The organism is Rhizobium sp. NPDC092011, from assembly GCF_044756305.1.
Lineage (GTDB): Bacteria > Pseudomonadota > Alphaproteobacteria > Rhizobiales > Rhizobiaceae > Rhizobium.
Genome location: NZ_JBIVSO010000005.1, coordinates 1 through 18,698, shown reverse-complemented (window position 1 = coordinate 18,698; position 18,698 = coordinate 1). Strand labels below are relative to the sequence as shown.

At 60.8% G+C, this 18,698-nt stretch carries 15 protein-coding genes, 1 tRNA gene and 1 pseudogene; 5 read left to right on the top strand and 12 right to left on the bottom strand.

All coding sequences use genetic code 11. From position 1 onward, the window contains the following. Positions 1-15: 15 nt before the first annotated feature. On the bottom strand, positions 16-900 hold the full coding sequence (locus tag ACIQJ2_RS21290) for a helix-turn-helix transcriptional regulator (protein WP_400677569.1): 885 nt from the start codon (positions 898-900) through the stop codon (positions 16-18). Positions 901-1,028: 128 nt separating this feature from the next. On the opposite strand from ACIQJ2_RS21290, the gene ACIQJ2_RS21285 reads away from it, so the two are divergent. Next, entirely contained in the window at positions 1,029-1,172 is a 144-nt protein-coding gene (locus ACIQJ2_RS21285; protein ID WP_400677566.1) for a hypothetical protein, read from the top strand. Positions 1,173-1,190: 18 nt separating this feature from the next. Continuing rightward, a complete protein-coding gene (locus ACIQJ2_RS21280; protein WP_400677563.1) occupies positions 1,191-4,532 on the top strand; it encodes a DEAD/DEAH box helicase in 3,342 nt (1,113 codons plus the stop codon). Between the two features lie 69 nt (positions 4,533-4,601). On the opposite strand, the gene ACIQJ2_RS21275 is transcribed toward ACIQJ2_RS21280, so the two are convergent. From ACIQJ2_RS21275 to ACIQJ2_RS21235, 9 genes are all read right to left on the bottom strand, one after another. Next, positions 4,602-6,932: a hypothetical protein gene (locus tag ACIQJ2_RS21275; protein WP_400677560.1), complete on the bottom strand. Its 2,331-nt coding sequence runs from the start codon at positions 6,930-6,932 to the stop codon at positions 4,602-4,604. A gap of 216 nt (positions 6,933-7,148) precedes the next feature. Continuing rightward, positions 7,149-7,460, bottom strand: a complete 312-nt coding sequence (locus ACIQJ2_RS21270) for a hypothetical protein (protein WP_400677557.1) — start codon at positions 7,458-7,460, stop codon at positions 7,149-7,151. Between the two features lie 399 nt (positions 7,461-7,859). Beyond that, complete coding sequence (locus ACIQJ2_RS21265; protein WP_400677554.1) at positions 7,860-8,786, bottom strand: DUF429 domain-containing protein; 927 nt, start codon at positions 8,784-8,786, stop codon at positions 7,860-7,862. 26 nt (positions 8,787-8,812) lie between these two features. Further along, the gene (locus ACIQJ2_RS21260) at positions 8,813-9,628 is read right to left on the bottom strand and encodes an ATP-dependent Zn protease (protein ID WP_400677551.1); all 816 of its coding nucleotides are present in this window, start codon (positions 9,626-9,628) and stop codon (positions 8,813-8,815) included. Then, positions 9,625-11,481 carry an ATP-binding protein gene (locus tag ACIQJ2_RS21255; RefSeq protein ID WP_400677549.1) on the bottom strand — a complete coding sequence of 619 codons (1,857 nt, stop codon included), beginning with the start codon at positions 11,479-11,481 and terminating at the stop codon, positions 9,625-9,627. Before ACIQJ2_RS21255 ends, ACIQJ2_RS21260 begins: the two co-directional genes overlap by 4 nt. Then, entirely contained in the window at positions 11,481-11,837 is a 357-nt protein-coding gene (locus ACIQJ2_RS21250) for a hypothetical protein (RefSeq protein WP_400677546.1), read from the bottom strand. Before ACIQJ2_RS21250 ends, ACIQJ2_RS21255 begins: the two co-directional genes overlap by 1 nt. Before the next feature lie 126 nt (positions 11,838-11,963). Further along, positions 11,964-13,118 carry a hypothetical protein gene (locus ACIQJ2_RS21245; RefSeq protein WP_400677544.1) on the bottom strand — a complete coding sequence of 385 codons (1,155 nt, stop codon included), beginning with the start codon at positions 13,116-13,118 and terminating at the stop codon, positions 11,964-11,966. A gap of 247 nt (positions 13,119-13,365) precedes the next feature. After that, positions 13,366-14,523, bottom strand: coding sequence for a hypothetical protein (locus tag ACIQJ2_RS21240; protein ID WP_400677541.1), 1,158 nt, complete (start codon positions 14,521-14,523; stop codon positions 13,366-13,368). Positions 14,524-14,963: 440 nt separating this feature from the next. Next, complete coding sequence (locus ACIQJ2_RS21235; RefSeq protein ID WP_400746582.1) at positions 14,964-15,209, bottom strand: hypothetical protein; 246 nt, start codon at positions 15,207-15,209, stop codon at positions 14,964-14,966. A gap of 59 nt (positions 15,210-15,268) precedes the next feature. Between ACIQJ2_RS21235 and ACIQJ2_RS21230 the strand changes: the two genes are divergently transcribed. From ACIQJ2_RS21230 to ACIQJ2_RS21220, 3 genes and pseudogenes are all read left to right on the top strand, one after another. Further along, complete coding sequence (locus tag ACIQJ2_RS21230) at positions 15,269-15,763, top strand: hypothetical protein (RefSeq protein ID WP_400677538.1); 495 nt, start codon at positions 15,269-15,271, stop codon at positions 15,761-15,763. Between the two features lie 131 nt (positions 15,764-15,894). Then, positions 15,895-16,710: a recombinase family protein gene (locus ACIQJ2_RS21225; protein ID WP_400677536.1), complete on the top strand. Its 816-nt coding sequence runs from the start codon at positions 15,895-15,897 to the stop codon at positions 16,708-16,710. Positions 16,711-16,797: 87 nt separating this feature from the next. Continuing rightward, positions 16,798-17,898: pseudogene (locus ACIQJ2_RS21220) on the top strand (recombinase family protein); the annotation flags it as partial. Positions 17,899-18,045: 147 nt separating this feature from the next. On the opposite strand, the gene ACIQJ2_RS21215 reads toward ACIQJ2_RS21220, so the two are convergent. Together ACIQJ2_RS21215 and ACIQJ2_RS21210 are read right to left on the bottom strand one after the other, a co-directional pair. Further along, positions 18,046-18,459 carry a hypothetical protein gene (locus ACIQJ2_RS21215; protein WP_400677534.1) on the bottom strand — a complete coding sequence of 138 codons (414 nt, stop codon included), beginning with the start codon at positions 18,457-18,459 and terminating at the stop codon, positions 18,046-18,048. Between the two features lie 145 nt (positions 18,460-18,604). Then, positions 18,605-18,681, bottom strand: a tRNA-Met gene (locus ACIQJ2_RS21210). Positions 18,682-18,698: the final 17 nt, after the last annotated feature.

Here is an 18,698-nt window from a genome sequence, read left to right as displayed (position 1 = left end):
CGCCCTGCCCATCCGTCACATCTGAAAATCCGCAGCCTTGAGCGCTGCATCCGTTTCCTTGCGATTGAGCGCCACAATATGCTGCGTCCGCGCACTGAGCTTCGTCGCATCCCCCAGCAGTCCCAGACGTTTGAGAACATAGAAGAGCATAGCGTAGCGCACCGTCAGGACAGCGCGCCCGTTCTTCATTCCGAAATCCTTGGCGACTACATCTTTTTGACTTGGTGTGAGGTCTGGATGAGGGCCGATCTCGACGTCAAAGGTCTCGTTCCACTGGCGATCCTCGACACCAGATGCCCCAGGCTCGCCGGGATTACGGACACCGAGAATGCGAGGGAGAAGGAAATCTTTGAACCTGTCATCGATGTGACAGTAAGCGCGGGCGTGCCAGCGGAAGCCATCATAGCCGAGCGCATGCGGCGTCATGCGCCGCCACATAGGCGCAGCTCGCTCCTTGCTCATCGACTGGTAGTGAACCTCTAGCGATCTCTTATCCCGTATCGCGTCGAGGACGGCACGGAGCGCGCCCGAATCGACCCGCCGCCGGGGCGTGAGGGCAATATCCGTCTCCGGCGGGCTGACGATCCACGATTCGCTCGATTCAGTCAGACCCTCCGCCAAGGAGCGCAGGCGGGACAGGTAGCTGTCTGGGTCAGGCTTGAGGAAGATCGGCGAGAAGTCGGGCGCAGCGACGTAACGCTTCGCGCTCTTGTCATAGACCGCGTTGTGGGGCGCACGCTCCTGATAGAGCGTCAGGTCCTTAGACGCCTGAGGCACGGAGACATCGAACATCTCGATGATGTCCGAGCGGTTGACGCCACCCTCCCAGAACAGCCGGAACTCGATGAATTCGAGCCGCCGTTCCACACCCCATTTCAACGCCGTGGCGCTCTCCAACATCACACTCCGTCTCCAACCGCCGATAGGGATAAAAAGTATATGGACATATCGACGCGATCCGTATAACTAATAGTCACACCAGCGCGGATCGTCAATGGTGGCGAGCGCGAGATTCGGGAGGAAAGGCAATGCCCAAGCGCGGTCCCAATCGCGAAGTGACCAGCAAGAAGGCGGCTAGCGCCGCGTCGAAGGTTTTGCGGGATCCCAAGAGCAGCAAGGCCGCGAAAAGCGCAGCTGCGTCCGCGCTGACCCAGCGCCCGAACAAAAAGTAAGCCGGAAGGGGAACGGCGATGCTCACGCGCACGCGCCCCACCGCTTCGGACCAGGACGATCTCTTCAGCCCTGAGGTCGAACTGCTCCTGCCAGCGCGCCTTGCGGTCGAAGGTAAGGTGCTGGGAAGCCCGGTCCGGCAGTTGGCAGTTCCGGCCCAGCGCGTGCGTTGTCGCCTACGGCTCTTCGCAATCCGCCGGGTCGCAGGTCATGAAACCACCCTCCCGTCCGGCGAGACGCTGAAGATCATCAGCGCGAAGACCGCGACGCCGCTGGACGCCGATCTCATTCTGCTGGTTGCTGGCGTGACTGAGCCTGAGCGGATCGCCGAGGCGTTGGACCTCGGTGAAGGTCGATGGATGAATGTATCGCCGACCCGCATCGACGCGCTGGACCGCACTGAACGCGTCGGCCGGCTGACTGCGGTATCGACGTCTTGGACGGATGCGGTTCATCTGCGCGAGGGACGAGCCGCCATCGCCGGCCAGTCAGCGCGGCCAGGGTTGCGGCGTCCGCAGATTGGCGCGCTTCACGCCGCGCTTGCACATGCGACGCGGTCAACCGATCCTGCGACCATCGTCATGCCGACCGGTACCGGCAAAACCGAAACCATGCTCGCGCTCAACGCTCACCAGCGCTTCGCGCGCCTGTTGGTGGTAGTGCCGACCGACGCCCTGCGCGAGCAGATTGCCGGTAAGTTCGAGACCTTCGGCGTGCTGCGGCAACAGCAATGCCTTGATGACAAGGCAGCCTTCCCGTTGGTGATGCGCCTCTCGCACATTCCAACCACCGCTGCCGAGGTCGATGAGATCTTCGACAGCGCCAATGTTGTGGTGACCACGATGCAGATCGCCGGCCGCGCCGAAGCGACTGTGCAGGAGCGGATGGCGGTACGGGCCTCAGCGCTGTTCATCGACGAAGCGCATCATATCGGCGCTCCGACCTGGGCCCGCTTCCGCGGCCTATTCACCGACCGTGAACCGCCGCTCCCGATCGTCCAGTTCACCGCCACGCCTTTCCGTGAAGACGGTCGGCGCGTCGACGGCGAGTTCATCTACACCTATCCGCTCAAGAAGGCGCAGGCCGAAGGCTATTTCAAGCCGATCCGCTTCGAGGCGGTGTTCGGCCTCGACCAGGCGGACGCCGATCTCGCAATTGCGGAGAAGCTTGGCGACGTCCTCCAGGGCGACCTGGATGCCGGACTCAATCATCTCGCCATGGCACGGTGCCAGACAATCGAGCGCGCGAAGGATCTCCACCAGCTTTACAGCGCGATGTATCCAGAGCTCCGGCCGGTGATCGTTCACAGCCAGCAGCCGGTCCGCGAGCGGCGCGCGAACCTTGCCGCACTGCGCCGCTTCGACAGTCGCATCATCGTCTGCGTCGACATGCTGGGCGAAGGCTTCGATCTGCCGGAACTGAAGATCGCGGGTTTGCACGACCCGCACAAGAGCATCGCCGTCACCATCCAGTTTGTCGGCCGCTTTACCCGCCAGGACCCACGCCTGGGCGACGCGACCGTAATCGCCAACACGGGTGTGGACGACATCGATCGATCCTTGGCCAAACTCTATGCAGAGGACGCCGACTGGAATGCGCTGGTCGAAGCGCTCAGCACCGCGAAGATCGACCGCCAGGTCCGCCGCGCCGAAATGTTCAAGGGATTCGTTGGCGATCTAAGCGACATCCCCCTGCAGACGCTCGAACCCAAGATGAACGCGGTGGTCTACCGCACGAGCTGCGATGGCTGGGAGCCGCTGCGGGCGGAGGATCTGTACAATCCGGGCGTTTATCTGGGCATGAAGGTCAACCCGCACCAGCGCGTCGCCATCTTCGTCACCCGTTCCGAGGAACAAGCCGGTTGGACGACTGCCCAGCATGCGACGAACGTCATATGGGACCTGCATATGATGCATTGGGATCCCGACCAGCAGCTTCTCTATATCAGCAGTTCGGCCAAGGGCCCCTATGACCGGCTCGCCAAGATGGTGTGTGGCGACACAACGCGTCGTGTCGAAGGCGAGGACGTCTTCCGCAGCTTGCACGGCTTCAATCGCCTGATCCTGCGCAATCTCGGCCTGACCCACCACCAAGGCCGTGGTGTTCGCTACTCCATGTATATGGGGGTCGATGTCGCCGACGGTCTCGACACCGCCAAATCCCAGTCGCGCATCAAGAATAATGTCTTCGCGACCGGCTTCCTCGACGGCGTTCCCGCCTCTCGCGGCTGCTCCGCGAAAGGCAAGTTTTGGTCTATCTCTCTCGTCCGCGACCTGACCGACTGGGTCGAATGGTGCGCGGACATCGGCAAGGCGGTCAATGATCCGGGGATCACCACGGACAGTGTGTTCAAGAGCGCGATGAGGCCTCGCCAGATCAGCGAACGCCCGGCGGTACCACCGGTAGCGATCCACTGGCCGGAATCGCTGCTGACACAGATCGAGGACCGTATCGAGATCAGTTTCGGCGACGAGCCGGTGCCGTTCGCCGAATGCGACATCGAGCTCCTAGATCACGAACGCACCGGGCCGCTGCGGTTTGCGGTGCGCAGCGATACCCACGCCGCCGAGTTCGAGATCGTGTTTGCCGAGGGCGGTGCACGTTATCCGCAGCGAGCAGGCCCGAAGGCAACGATCAAGGTCGGCGGCAAGGTGAAGCCTCTGTCGGAATCCTTCGGCGATGACTCCCCGCAGATCGACTTCGGCGACGGCTCGCTGCTGATCTACAGCCACCTCTATGCCTTGCCCGATGGCGTTGTGGCCGAGCCCTATCCGGCCGACCGGATCGAAGCTTGGGATTGGTCGAAGACCAACATCCGGGCTGAGGCGCAAGGGCCGGAAAAGCGCACCGACTCGGTGCAACGGCGTGTCATCGAAACCTTGCTCGCAGGAGTCGACGCCTATGATATCGTCTTCGACGACGATGGCGCCGGTGAGATTGCAGATGTCGTGACGTTCCGGGTGACCGAAGGCCTCGTACAGGTGACACTCCACCACTGTAAATATTCGAGCGCGGAGGCACCCGGAGCTCGCGTCAAGGATCTGTACGAGGTCTGCGGGCAGGCTCAGAAATCAGCACGTTGGCGCGACCGTCCCTACCGGATGTTCACGCACATGCTAAAGCGCGAGAAGCTTCGCCTCGAAAAGTGCCTAAGCTCCCGTTTCGAGCAGGGGAACGCCGCCTTTCTGAAAAAGCTGAAGGCCAGCTGGCAGGACTATAAGTACGAGTTCGACGTACGGATTGTTCAGCCGGGCCTGTCGCGCGCGTCCGTCACGGAAGAAGGGCTGCACCTCCTGGCGAGCGTGGAGACCTATCTTCTTGAGACCCGCGCGATGCGACTGAAGGTAATTTGTAGCCCCTAATGTACAAGGTAGGTCGCGGAGCATCGGTGACTTGGCGCCGGAAATAATTTCCGGCACCATGTTGTGATTTCAGGCGGCCTCCCAGACCTGATTGAGAATGCGCGCCGCAAGTGCGGCCTTGTCCTGCGGGAGGAAGCGACCGTAGTGCTTGGCGACCATTTCGGCGGTATCCTGGATGGCGTAGCTCGCCTGTTCATAAGAGCCAGTCTGCTTCAGGATATGGGTCGCCAGCACGTCACGGACATTGTGGGGGCCATGCGGAAGCAGCCCCTTGATCGCGCCTCGTCCGGTATAGGGGTTGTATATGCCGTAGCGCTGAATGGTGTGACGCCAGGCCTCGTAGAAACTCGTCGTGTCATAGGCCGCGTTTGTGCTGGTCGTCTTGACCGTCTTGACGAAGAACGTTCCGGGATCCGCGGCGGACCGTAAGAGCACCGAGCGGTGCCGGTCGACATATGCGTCGATGTACTTGTAGAGATCCAGGAGGTCCGGAAGCACGAGCCGAAACGGCTTGTCGCCAAAGAATGACGAGTGTGCATTCTTGAAGGCGACCGCAGGAATGAAGACCTCCCAGCCACCTTCCCGATCACTCCACCGGATTTCGCCGCGCTTCATCTTTTCCAGCGCGCGTTCCGAACGCGGCATCGAGCCTTTCGGATTGAGCATCAGTTGCCTGAGGTTCTTCTGGCGAAGCCCAAGATGCAACCCCAGCCTCAGCATTAGAAATGATCGGACCGCTTCGGCGGCCGGCCGAGGATAACGATGCTCATCCGGCATCAGGCGAATGATCTCCTCGGTGATTTTGCGATACTCGCCGACGGGGCTCGCCGCCTCAAGGACCGGCATGATCGGCTCGAACGGATCGCGATGGACGCGCGCGATCCGTTGGATTTCCTTGACGCGGTGGGCCGCATGCTTGTGGAAGTCGTCGCAGGCACCGTGCCAGTCCGCATTCGCGTAGTCGATCTCATTTCGAGAGACGAGACCGGCAATCGGTTGAACCCGCGCCAGAAGCTCCGGATGCTGTCGAAGCCATCCGGTCCCTTCCTTGGTGATCGCCAAGGCGATCCGCAACATGTCGACTTCCCAAGCAGTGAAGAAGCCACGGCGCGTCTCCCGCCACTGCAGATACCAATCCCAGACACCGGGAAAAATGAGGAGCCCGAACGTCAACTGCCGAACCGGTACCCCATAGCCCTTCACCTCTCCATCTCTCGCTGCTGCAAGGGCACCGAACATCAGCCCTAGATGCTCGATCTTCTGCGAGGCGGTTTCTTCGCCCCAGACCCCGTTTCGCTGAAAACCGACAGACGTCAGAGCCGACGTCTTGAAGCGCACGAGGTCAGCCATTTCCATCGCAAGAGCTGGTGGCGCTTCGATCACCCCGGACAGCAGATCAGGATCCTCGACCCATGTCTGCTCATAGTTCGCAGGCACAAAGATTTTACCGTCCCGTGGCGCGCGGCCGCCATAGGAGACGCCGGGGAATCGGATGGCATAGCGCTGCTTGGCGGCGGCAGCCTGGTATTTCCGGTAGTCCGTCGTGCCGCTGATAATAACCCGCCGCACCCAGTCGACGATCTCCTCCCTTTTCTGGAAGGACAGCGTGTTGAAATCCTCAGGAAGATGCCAGGCAATACGACGCCGCTCCGCAGGCTCTATGCCGGAAAGCTCAAACCCTGACGCCGACCGCGAAGGATGTGCAAGCTTGGATTTGAAATAACCGGCCTTGAGCCGATACCGTCGCTCGATCCGTGACAAGATCTCGAAACTCTCGACAGTCCGGGGCACCTTCCGGCCTTCGATCCAGCTCAAAAGCGTTGTCTTTTCCGTAACGTCGTCAGGACCGACGATAGCCCGATGGAGCGTCCAGTACGTTTCGCCATGGCGCCGGAGCTGGAGCTGCAACGCCTCGGAGAATTCCGCCGGATCTTCCATGACGTCGAACAGCGCTTCTGGGAATTCCAGATTTGTGCGTGTACTTGCTGCAGTAGCCTCCGATGCTGGTTTGGGCTGATTTCGGGGCACGCGAACTGGTCGGGGCATCGTGGGCACCAACTTAGTTCTCGGCGTCTTTTGTTTTCGACGGACTTCGGGTTCTGCTGCCGTGGCTAAGAGGCGCGTGTCCCGGATCCATCGACCAATCGCGTCGAAGGCTGGATCGATCTGGCGAGCATTGCCCGCGAGCAGATTGGTGTCCAAGCCGCAGGCTGCCGCGACAATGTGCCAGTCCGTCCTGCCGCTGGTTCTTGGCGCCGGTCTCCTCGTCTGGATGAGCGTATGCATATACCACTTCAGCCGGGGAAGTTCGTCGTCCTTGAAAAGCGGCGCCAGCCGCAGTTGGCAGAAGGCGTCGATCTTGCGTTGAAAGGCTTTGGCAGAAAATTGGTTCATTTCCATTCACGTCGCTGTTGTTGTTCTCCCGCAGAGGCGGGGCACGCGAGCTATGCGAATGGGGTTAACCTCCGGTAACCAAGGGTTTCCGTGAGCGAATGGCTTCATAAAAGCGATTCAGTTGCAAACGGCGTTTCACGAAGTAACGGGGGGACGAAATCCCCAAAGATAACGCCGTTTGCAGAAAGTTGGTGATCCGGCGGCGCAGATGGCCAGGAACCTTCAGCCCCGCAGGTGAGGCTTGCTTCGGAAGGGACGGTCATCGCGGGCATAGCGATCGACGAGATCATCGAAGACCTCGTACGCTGCCCGCTCGTCAAAGCCCTGGTCGACCAGCAGGGCAGTCACGGCGTCGGCTAGCTGATCGATCCGATCGGGCCGATCTTCCTTCAGATAGCCGGTGATCGCCCAGAACAGCATCGTGCGCGCGACGTCATCTCGATCCGGACGCCGCTCGGCCCGATGCCGGTCCCTCAGCCGCTGCTGCCGTCCCCTCTGCTTCGCGTTCCGCTCCTCCAAGGTCTGTCGTGCCATGGTGTCCTCCCTGTTCTCGTTGATGGCACTATAATGGTCAGCGGACCGGCAGCATGGCGCAAGGCGTTTGTCGCCGAAACGGAATCATTGTGTTTTGAATCGGATTTCCGGAGTTACGAATCGAATGAGCGCAATTTGTTTCAGGTTGCGGGCACGTCGAGACAAGTTGCCGGCAATCCCGCGGCTATGTCGACAGTTCCGGGCGAAATAAGGCCTGAGCCTTCCGATGTCGGGTGAATCGGAAATCTGATCGATCGAAACATTTCCCCAGAGCTTGGAAACGTTGCCCCGGAGCCTGGAATCGTTCGCCCTGAGGTTCGAATCGAATGAGCGCAATTTGTTTCGAGTTGCTGGCAACCTGCATCAACTCGTTTCGGCGTGGATCAACGTGCGGGAGACTTAAGCCTGCTGACCAAGAATCCATCCTTCCCATCTTTTGACATCATCTGCATCCGGTACGCCTTCGCCACGTCGACCATCGACGACGTCAATCATGCCGAGCAGGCCGACCGCGGCGTCGAACCGGTCCTCACCGTCCTTGCTGTTTCCGAAGCCATCACTGATTAGACTTAGGAGTTCGCGCCCGTCAAAATGTGGCCTGTCCTCCAGCCACCGCACCAGATGACTTGCCACGGATCGGCGTCCGTCTTGCTGTCGCTTACTCCATACCGGACGTCGAGGTATCCCAAGCTGGCCGTAGACGTCGCCAGGATAGGTCTCGGCGACAACAGTGGCGCCCGGCATCATCAGTTCATGAAGCGGTCCGTCGAACGGCCAAAGCAATAGCTCCTCCAAGTTCGGCAGAATGATTTCGCGCCAGCCGGTCAAGGCGGCCTTGCCAACCTGATTGCCCCCGAGCGTCCAGAACAACATGCAGGCGTCGCCGCGATCCGGCGTCGCCCGCTCGCAGCGGCGCAGAAGATCCTTACCGCTCAGCCGTAAAGCGTCGAAAAGATGCTGCCGCTGCGTGCCCCCCGGCCGCATCGGATAGAATGGTCGGTCGATGGAGATTTCGCTGCGATGCCCCGCAACGTCGAACCAACGCGCAAAGCGCGCGTCTCCGAATGACCGCAAAAACGAACGGAAGTCAGGTGTCCCCAGAACCCTGCCGTAGGCGGCAGGAAGACCGATCGGGAAGTCGAAACCTATTAGCACTGCGGCGTCTGCTACTATCCGCCGCCGCAGCCGATGGATGAGGTTCTGCGTGTCGCCGACAGGCTCCGGCGCCGAAAGGGCCCACGTCTCGCCCTGCCGAACCGCCACGCACATCCATCGCTTCTTGGCTTCGATACTCCAGTCGCAATGTGCGATAACGGTTACAGACATCCCGTCCTCCATCCCTCGCTCTGGATTTACGAGGCACCGGCCAGGATGTCCATGACCGCCGCCCCATCGAGCGCCTGGGCGTCGAAGAGCGCGCGGACAAGCCGGTCGAAAGACTGCCGGTTCTCCAGGATCACCTCCGTCGCCCGTGCCTGCGCGAACTCCAACCTTCGATGCACGCGCTCTGCCAGATCGGCGTCGCGACTGAGGATGGCGGTGGGGTTCTTGTGCTCAAGATAGAGCAGCGGGTGACGGCCAGCAAAGCCCAGCGCCTGCTCGATATCGAGGGCAATGCGGGTTGCGCGTGCAAGGTCACTTTGTTCGGCGCCGCCTGAGCCTCCGGAGACGGTCTTGAGCACGATGAGTTCAGCCGCGCGGCCAGCCATCAGCATTGCCAGCAGACGCTCATACCAAGCTTCGGTATCAGGTGCGTCTGTCGCAAAAGTCAAAAGATTGTGGCCGCCGTCCTTGGTGTCGATCGTCAGCCCCTTGATCGACCCGAGACGTAGAGCGTGATGCACGACCGCATGGCCGGACTCGTGGATCGCGAAACGCCATCGGACATCATACGGGACCGGCGGGCGGTGACCGCGGATGCCAGCTTCGACATCGGCATAAGTGATGCGGCGCTTTTCTCGGCGAGCTTTCAATCGCGCTTCGCGGACGATCCGTTCAATGTCGGCGCCAGTCAGGCCCATTGCTCGTGTTGCCAGACGTCGCAACGCCTGAAGCACTGGGGTGTCCTGCTCGGCCGTCTCTGGCCTGTCGATGCCGCGCTCGCCGTCATCCTCCAGGATGACCTCGATCACGTCCATCGAGCCGCCAATTTTGGTGTTTCCCGTCATGGATGACCTCCGATCTGGGTGTCCGACATGGCGACGGCATCGAGGTCGCTGCCCAGATGATGGGCGAGAATGCCTTCGAGTGTCGGAATATCTGGTCGCTGGATTTCGATATGTGTTTCCAGCCGTCCAGAGCGGCGGATCGCCTCGTCGATTTCGGTCGGCCGGTTGGTGGCGCCGACAACAACTACGCCATCGGTCTTGATGGCGCCGTCGAGCAATTCCAAAAGCTTGTTGACGCAGGTATTCCAGTAGTCAGCATAAGGTCGCGACGCCGAGGCGCGCTGGCCGATGCCGTCGATCTCATCGATGAACAGGATGGAGGGCGCCTGACGCCGGGCTTCCGCAAAAGTGTCTGCCATCCTGCTCAACACATCATGCAAGTACTCGCCCTCCAGCCAGGTTGAGACAGAGGTGACGACGAGCGGGATCCGCAGCGTGTTGCAAAGCGCCCGCGCAAAGGTCGTCTTGCCGGTCCCCGGCGGTCCGGAGAGAAGCAGTTTGGTACTCATCTGTGACCAAGACAGCTCGCCGCCGAGATAATCGACAAGATCCGCCTTCAGCCCAAGCGCCCAGTCTTTTGCCGCACCATAGCCTGTCAGCGTCTCAACGCGCAGCGCGGTCGGCGCAGAACCCTCATCCATTGGATACGGCTGGATCACCGCGGCGCCGGTTGGCTTGCCTTTTGATTTCGCCTTGCCCTTGGACGATGGAGTAGACGTCGGCGAAGAGCGATCGCCGGTATTGCCGCCATCCCGCGACGTCTGGCCTCTTCGCTCGCTTGGACTTTGCGTGATTAGACGCCGTGAAGAGCCTGTCTTGTCTTCGTCTTTCTCATCCCGTTTTTCCTCGCGGTTCAGCGCCGCCAGGCCGGCAAGCGCATCAAGGCTCGACAGGATCGGACGGCCAGGGCGGATGGCGATGGCGAGATCATCGAGCGTGAGCGCGCCGGCATCGATCTTCGCGATACTGGTGTCATGGCGGATGACCGCTTCGCTGCCATAGACAGCCTCCAGCAGGTCGGCGATCAACAGGCGATCAATCCCCGCCCCTGTCAGTCTGATATCGCAAGTCAGATCAACCTGATGTGGAACGCCATTGTGTGTCTCCGACACGGCAAGCACGGGTGTGCCATCCGCCAAGGCCCGCAGCAATTGCCCACGCAGGGCTGCCCGGCTCGGGCGGTTGGTCTCACCAGCCGGAACCTGCAGGAAGACGCGCCGGGTCTCGCTGTCTACCCAACGCCAGAGATCGTCGTTGAAAGCAAAGTCCGCCGCCACGCCGGTGTAAGGTCCGTACGGCACGACGCCGGTGTCTTCGATGAGCTGCGGCAAGGCCCGTTCAAAGCCACCGGCGAGGAATGCCACGGAGAGGACGGGTGCCGGCTGACGCAAGAGCGCGACCAAATCGCGCAGCAAGACGCCTGACTGTTCCATCGCCGCGGCAAGCAGCAGCAGAGTGGCCATGGGTTTGATGCTCGGCTTGTAACCAGCGTCGGCAACGACACGGACCGCATAGGCAAGTGTAGCCTGGGGCGTGCCATCTTCATTCGCAAAACGCCGCGCGAGATGCGCCGGCCACACCGGGACGGCCGCGACGAGAACGGGGCGGCCGTGTCCGTCCTGCGGTGCATCGATCAGAAAGCCTGCAAGATGATCCCGCACCCACTGACGGTCCTGTTCGAACTCGCCGGTGAGATGGGAGGGGTCGAAGGCAGGCCTGAAGCGGCCGATGACGTGACCGTCGATGATAGCCGTGCTCATCGTCAGCAGGCCATTGCGGACTGCGAGGCGCCGGACGGCCCGGCGTTCGACATGATGCAGACGGCGAATGAGGAAGGACGACAGACGATCCATCAGCGATCCTCCTTCACGGCTGGGTGAACGAAAACAATTTCCTGCGGCACGCCCTGACGAGCAAACGTCCGATAATTGGCGCCGATCCTTCTCTCGAGGTAATCGAGAACGAGCCGGCAAGTGGGATCTCCGGATTTTGCCAGATACCGGAGTGGTTCGAGCACCACGGCGGGAATGGCGCGCTTGTCCGACGTCCCCTGCCGGGCAAACGCGAGAGCGAGGCCAACAATCAGAACCGGGTCGTCCTGCGGACGCGGAACCACAGTTTGCCGACTGGGCTTTGAAGCTCTGGCGTTGGTTCGTTTGAGACGGGGTGACGTCGATGACGCCTGGGTGGGCATGATGTCTGCGGACATGCAGGATCTCCTCGCCGGTCCGGCTTCAGCGGACGGCGTCTTCTCAAGGATGATGGGAACGGCAAGAGGCCGCCGCGGCGTCACGCGCCGCAGCTATCTCCCTCTTTCGACGGGGGGGCGATCGCCTTAGGCGTCGAGCAATCGCCGGGCAAAGCCAATGCGGATGTGCTCAGGTGGCCAGGAGACCATCTCATCTGCCAGCGCCTCCGGTTCATCGCGGCCGTCGTCGTCATCATCGAGGCTCGGCTCCTCACAGGAGCCGCAAAGGCATCCGGCTCCATGGTCCTTAGTGTCATCGGTGACGTCATCGCAGATCTTCAAGCGGGGGATCGCCCGCAGCCTCCCGAAGCGGCGCGCATGGAGCGACGTCGCGGAGCCGGCAGCGGCGAGTGGTAGGGTCGCCGCTGGCGTCGCGGGGATACCGAGCGCCCGACGGGCCTCGACCTCAAGAAGTTGCTGCACGCGGCGCCCGAAGCGGACACGCAGCTCCGCCATGCAGGCAGCAGCCCCATCGATCTCCAGAAGATCGTCGATTTCGGAGAGCGCCCAGACGCCAGCCGCATGATCGCTGGGGCGGCTGGCGCCATCGATGATCGCAACGCCCACCGTCTCGACCATCATCCGCTTCTGCGTCTTGTAGAGCCAGTCGGGCAGCACCATGGCGGACGCCAACATCTTGAGCTTCAGCTCTTCTAGCCGGCTGGTGTCGCCGTAGGATGCCAGCGACCTCTTGAGGTCCAGCACGAAGGCGGCGCGCCTGGCGCGGTTCACGATGATCAGGTCCGGCGTGTAGCTGCCTTTGGCCGGTGCTTCGCAGTCAAGTCGCACACCTTCGAGCTGGCGCCAGTCGTTGCCGGCAACCGCCTCGATCGCGGCCTTCACCAACGGCAGTTTGATCGACTGCATGAGGACGACCAAATTTGGATTGGCCTTCGCAAGCCGCTCGACGGCCTGCTCCAGCAGCTTGCCTTCACGGAAACTCACTGCCCTGACCAGGGAGGCGACGTTGACATAGTGGCCGAGGATCTCATCCTCCACCGGCTCCCCATCAGCGATCGCAGCGATTGCCTTTTCGATCAAGATGTCGAAGTCTGCCTCGACGTCCGGGTAACGCACCAGATGCGGGTGGCGACGCAGCACCGGCGGTTCAGCATGAGCAGCGAAGCGCTCGCCGAAGCAACCGTGCGACACCGAGCCGGCTGCAGAATACTTGGTGGAGGACGTCGCAGAGGCGGCGCGCAGAACTTTCCCGGATAGGGATGAAGCGTGTAGATTGGTCAAAGCCCGATTCCTTTCGTAAGAAGGCTTGAGGGTCAGGCCCTTGGTAGCGTTGGCGCGCTGCCTTGGGCCGCTTGGCTTCATCAACGAAGCCCTTGTTATGTCGCAGGACCGCAACGGGATCTCAAGGTCCCTGGCAGCGAAGAATGAGAACAGAGCCCGAACAAGGTTAACGGCGGGCTCACGAGCCGAACACGGGAAAGCCGGAATCAGAAAAGGGGCTCGAAAGCCCCTTCTCATCTCGTATCGATCAGTTCGTGATCAGTTCCAGCTTGCGCCGGCCCGATGCTTTGCCCTGTCCGCGGGTCGCGGAAAGCAATGCAGCCACCGGGTTGCTACAGTCGGCTTCCGTTTCAGCCTGCACATCCGAAAGTGCTTCGGCTCCGACCATCTCCGCCTCCTCAGCCTCCTCATCGAGGTCGACGTCACCGTCTTCTTCGATCTCAGCGCGGCTGGACGATGAGGCTGCGACAGCTACTCGCGGCGAAGACGGGTCTTCTGACAGTGGCCACGCCGGCGACTTCTCCTTCGACGTCGCCCATACAAGCATTGGGATCACCACCGTCTCCAACCATGTCTCCAGGCTGTCGGCTTTCGCCCAGTTCGAGCTGTCGCGAAGTCTCCACAGCAGCGCCTCGACTTTCTTCCAGCGAGACGCCGACGGCAGACCGACCTTCATTGTCGATTTGCCGTCCCCCTGCGGCCCAACCCCGGTGCCAAGGCTGCTGAGCAGCTCATAGGCATGGTAGGCATGAACCTCAGCCTTCGGGGCAATCCGGCTCTTCTTGATCCTCTTGCCGGTCCTCTCCGCTTCCGTCAATGCACCGGAGAGGATCTTCAGAAGGCCGAGTAGATTGCGCAGGAGAGCTGTTCGGCTCTCTCGCGTCCGTGTCTCGACCATGGCTTTGAGACCATGGACGCCGCCTAGATCGATGGCGTCGATCTCGGTCTCGTCCTCGCTCTGCATTTCGTCGCCGGCCAGGATTGCCTTCACGTCAGCAACCTGTATCCGGCCCTGCTCTGCAGCGAACGCGAACGCCGCTTCGATCTTGTCTGCCGGCGCCGAGATCAATTGAATCAGGACCGTCGGCCCGATTGCCAGCTCCACCGCCCGGTCCCGGTAGCCACCAAGGTTCCGGTAGACGCCGCGCCAGTTGCGCGCCGTCCGCGCGGTGATGTTGCACCGCGCCTCTACCCACACCCCGAATGTTCCGTCGGGAATATGAGCGCTCACCTCTTCGAGCAAGGCGCCGAGCCGGAACACGTGATCCGTCTCTTTGCGCCCGAGATCGGTCAGCGACTTCGCCTTCGCCTCGAGTTCCGCCGAGATCTCCGGGGAGATTTCGTGCGCGTCGTAGTCGAAGCCCATGCGCGCTGACGACGCCAGCGCGTTTTTCATCTTCTTCATGTCAAACATCCCTGTTTTCACAGTACTTGCCACAGCCACACCATGCGGCTGATAATCACATTATAACAAATATTTGCAAATATCTCAATAATTACAATAGGTTGCGCCGTTTTTGATATGACAAAATCTCCATTATTACTTGGCTTTTGACCTTAAATACTGTGAACATTGGACAGTTTGCAGCAGAAAAATGACGAAAAATAAATTTTATACTACAGAAACAACTCTTGGTAGCATTCGCGGTTCAACCTTATTCCGCCGAGGCCTGTCGCCATCACCGACCCAGCGTGCCTTGTAAGCACGCAGACGATGCCCTGGCGTGTAGCGCCCCTCCTCAAGACGCGCGCCGGCTGGCACATCGTCGTGCTTAACGGCTTATGAAGGCTGGCGGCTCAAAAGCGGGCGTCCCACCCAAAACACGTTTAAAAACAAACGGAGTCTCAGAATGGCACATTCGAGATGTAAATATTTATTGCCAAAAAAACATTTGAATACAGACACTTGCAATGGTCGAGGCTGTAGGCTATACGTCTCTCGCTCGATACACGGCCCAAGCGCCAAAATGGAAAGGAGACGCACGTGACCACCGCATTCAGCACAATCATGACGACCATCTTCTCTTCCGGCGCGCCCTTTGCTGCTCGCACCTCGCTGAGCACACTTCTTGGCCGGACCTCCTCCAGCATGGGTGCCTCCGCCCATCGTCGTCGAAGACGATGGCAACCGGCAACCATAGGAGGTCTCCATGCCGAACACCAAGAACCCAACTCGTCCGTCTGCGTCTCCGCGTAGGGCGAAGGCAATCCCACGCGGCTTTAGGAAGCATTCTTCCTGGTGGCGGTCAGAAGTGCCGAAGCTGATCGAACTGATCAGTGCGGTGCTGGCGGATGCCGACGAGCCCAAGGGTCCGCGCGCAGTTCTTATCGAACCGCGTTTCGTGAGCTTTCCGCTGCAGTCGGAGCTGACCGGCGAGATCACGCGATCGAAGCTCGGCGAAGTCTGCTACGGGGTTCCGCTCTCTCCACGGGTCACACTCGCTGACATCAGCACTGCTCTGCAAGGCGAGGCGCTACCTCACCTGGTCGCAGCGCATCTCTGGCTGCAGGAAGTCGATGCAATCTCGCTTCGCGACCCTGGCGGCATGCAGAATGCCGCAGTCAGCACGTTGAGAGAACACCTCAAGGCCGCTGCAGCAGACTTCTCCGCTGTGGTCGAGCGGATCAGCGCGAGCAACGCCTGACGACACCCGTCGGCGCAGCGGCAATTATTTCCATCAAGCAATTGCCGCTGACGCCGGGCTCCCAAGGGGGTTGCGGGCTGATATAAGCCCGCCTCCCGACTTCCAGTCATTTGTAGAACGGGATTGAAGACATGACGAACAAGGTAGCTTTGTACGCTCGAGCTGCGAGCAAAACGGGTGAAGGATCGATCGAAGCGCAGATCGGACGCGGCAAGACATTTGTCGCCGGCCGTGTCTGGTCGCTGGTGGAATGCTTCACGGACGTCGAGAACAACGAAGCCCTCTTCAAAGCCAGACCGGGCATCAAGTCGCTCTGCACCTATATCGATCGCGAACCGATCGATATCGTGCTGTGCGACGCGCCCCTGAACGTCTCGGACAACCTCACCCACGTCGCACGGTTTCTCGAGGAGCTCGGCTCCAGTGGGGTCGAGCTGTGGTCGACAGCAATGGCCGAACGGGTGACGCTGCACAATCTGCCCTATGCCGATAGCGGCGATCAGGGCAAGGAGGCCACTGCTTCCGTTCTCGAGAGCAGTCGTGGGATCCGGCAGGCAGGTTTTGGATATAAGCTGTCCTCGGCAGTCGATGCCCACGGCCGGCGTATTTTCGGGTATCGGGTGGTGCATCCAGAGCAGGCCGAAGTGATCCGCCGCATTTTCCGGATGTATGCCGCTGGCCGTTCGCCGCGCGACATCGCCTCGACCCTCAATGCCGAAGGGATCAAGGGGCCGAGCGGCAAACCGTGGCGGGAGGAGGCTATCTACGGGAACCGGGCACGCGGGACAGGTATCCTCAATAACGTCCTCTACATCGGCATGCGGAAGAATGCAGAGGGAGAATTCGACGGCTATGTCCCCGCGCTACGCATCGTCAGCGACGAGCTGTGGCGCCGCGTTCGTCAGCAACAGGCAAGTGTCAGGAAGCGGTATTCCCAGTTCTGGTAACCGCCGCGGGCGATTGAACCGTCAGGAGTTTCAGGGAGGCACACACTCGGCCTCCCTTTAAAAATTTGGATATGTACGGAGTTTGAGATGAAGAAGGTACTGTTTTACGCCCGCTACTCCACCGACCGACAGCACGAGGTCTCGATCGAGACGCAAATCGAGCTTGGCGAAGCCTTCGTCAAGGATCGCGGCTGGAAGCTGGTCGCAACCTATTCCGATGCCGCGATCAGCGGCACGAGCTATCAACTGCGGCCAGGCATCCAGAGCCTGATGGCGCATGTGAAGCGCGAGCGCATCGACGTGGTGCTTTGCGTTACCGTCGACCGCCTGTCGCGCGACATCGAGCACAGCGCTAAGATCCTCAAGGAACTGCGCTACCGCGACGCCGACATCTGGACCGTCCATGCCGGCACGCCGGTGACGGATCTTGAGATGGCGCTTCGTGCAGCACTCAGCCATGAACTGGTCGAGCAAATCCGCTATCGAACCCGCGAAGGCATGAAGACCGCCGTGAAGAAGGGCAAGGCGTCGACGTGTCTCGCCTATGGCTACAAGCTTTCACAGCAGCGCGACGCCAATGGTGATCGCATCAAGGGTCTGCGGGAGGTCGATACCCTTAAGGCGGATATCGTCCGTCGCATCTATCAGCTCTATGCTGACGGCATGTCGCCGCGCGACATCGCGCAGCTCCTGAACAAGGAAGGCATTCCCGGCCCGCGTGGCCGCAAATGGCGCGACACCGCAATCCGTGGCCATGTTGGCCGTGGCAGCGGCATCCTCAACAACGAAAGCTATGTCGGCCGTATCGTCTGGAACCGACGCCAGTACCGTAAGAATCCGGAGACGGAACGACGTACCGCCCGCGCCAACGACGCCGCCGAGTGGGTGTTCAAAGAAGTTCCCGAGATGCGTATCGTGTCGGACGAACTGTGGCAACGCGTCAAGGACCGGCAGAGGGTAGTGGGCGATCTATTCGACTTCGGGCAGAGCAACCGCCTCAACGCGACACACCGGCCGCAATATCTGCTGAGCGGTATGTTGCAATGCGCCGAGTGCGGCGGCCCCTACGCTATCTCCGGCAAGGATCGCTATAGCTGCACAAACCGCAAGAAGCGCCTGCCGATCGATGACCTCGGCGGCGCGTGCTGCGGTAACAGCAAGACAATCACCCGCCACGAACTCGAAGAACGCGTGCTCAACTGCCTACCCGTCGCCTTCTACTCCCTCGATATCTTCGACCGCATTTCCGAGAAAATGGTCGCGCACGAGACGACCAAGCTGAAGAGCGCCCCTTCCCGAAGAGACGCATTGGCGGAAGAGCTTTCGACCATCAAGTCAAGGCAGGCGAGCCTCATGCAGCAGATCCAGGACCGGCATGCCGAAGGCCGGCCGCGCCTCGCCATCCTCGACGACCAGCTCGATGAGCTGGAAGTCACGCGCGAGAAGCTGGTCAAGGAGCTCGCCGGCACGGCCGAAGAGCCGGTCGAGGATTTTCAGGAGAAGATTGCGAAGCTGAAGGCGCAGTTCAATCCAGCCAACACGGAGCTTGCCATTCGCGAGCTGATCTTCCTCGCCCGCAACAATGCCGACGAGCACGCCAAGCGCCGGCTGATGCCGATCGTGCGTGATCTCATCCAGACGGTAGTGATCGGCAAAACGCCCGGCCACCAACCGGCAGCCCTGCAGGTCCATGGCGACATCGCCAACATCATGGCGTCCATGGATGTGATCGACATCCTGCAGCAGCAATTCGTGGCGGCTGCGCAGAACAACTTCATGGCGCGCGTTGCATCGGGCGAGATCGACACGGAAGCCAAAAAGGAAAAGCTCCTCGAGGCTTACGCCGAGGAGCTTTTGCGTAAGTCTCCCGAGTGGGCGAATTTACAAATGTCGGTGGTTGCGGGGGCAGGATTTGAACCTGCGGCCTTCAGGTTATGAGCCTGACGAGCTACCGGGCTGCTCCACCCCGCGCCAGCGCAAATCCGGAG

Bases quoted from the DNA above. Each gene is read 5' to 3' on its own strand.
- ACIQJ2_RS21230 (WP_400677538.1), top strand. From the start codon at position 15,269: ATGCCGAACACCAAGAACCCAACTCGTCCGTCTGCGTCTCCGCGTAGG.
- ACIQJ2_RS21240 (WP_400677541.1), bottom strand. From the start codon at position 14,523: ATGAAGAAGATGAAAAACGCGCTGGCGTCGTCAGCGCGCATGGGCTTC.
- ACIQJ2_RS21270 (WP_400677557.1), bottom strand. From the start codon at position 7,460: ATGGCACGACAGACCTTGGAGGAGCGGAACGCGAAGCAGAGGGGACGG.
- ACIQJ2_RS21225 (WP_400677536.1), top strand. From the start codon at position 15,895: ATGACGAACAAGGTAGCTTTGTACGCTCGAGCTGCGAGCAAAACGGGT.
- ACIQJ2_RS21275 (WP_400677560.1), bottom strand. From the start codon at position 6,932: ATGGAAATGAACCAATTTTCTGCCAAAGCCTTTCAACGCAAGATCGAC.
- ACIQJ2_RS21290 (WP_400677569.1), bottom strand. From the start codon at position 900: ATGTTGGAGAGCGCCACGGCGTTGAAATGGGGTGTGGAACGGCGGCTC.
- ACIQJ2_RS21285 (WP_400677566.1), top strand. From the start codon at position 1,029: ATGCCCAAGCGCGGTCCCAATCGCGAAGTGACCAGCAAGAAGGCGGCT.
- ACIQJ2_RS21250 (WP_400677546.1), bottom strand. From the start codon at position 11,837: ATGTCCGCAGACATCATGCCCACCCAGGCGTCATCGACGTCACCCCGT.
- ACIQJ2_RS21235 (WP_400746582.1), bottom strand. From the start codon at position 15,209: ATGCTGGAGGAGGTCCGGCCAAGAAGTGTGCTCAGCGAGGTGCGAGCA.
- ACIQJ2_RS21260 (WP_400677551.1), bottom strand. From the start codon at position 9,628: ATGACGGGAAACACCAAAATTGGCGGCTCGATGGACGTGATCGAGGTC.
- ACIQJ2_RS21265 (WP_400677554.1), bottom strand. From the start codon at position 8,786: ATGTCTGTAACCGTTATCGCACATTGCGACTGGAGTATCGAAGCCAAG.
- ACIQJ2_RS21255 (WP_400677549.1), bottom strand. From the start codon at position 11,481: ATGGATCGTCTGTCGTCCTTCCTCATTCGCCGTCTGCATCATGTCGAA.
- ACIQJ2_RS21280 (WP_400677563.1), top strand. From the start codon at position 1,191: ATGCTCACGCGCACGCGCCCCACCGCTTCGGACCAGGACGATCTCTTC.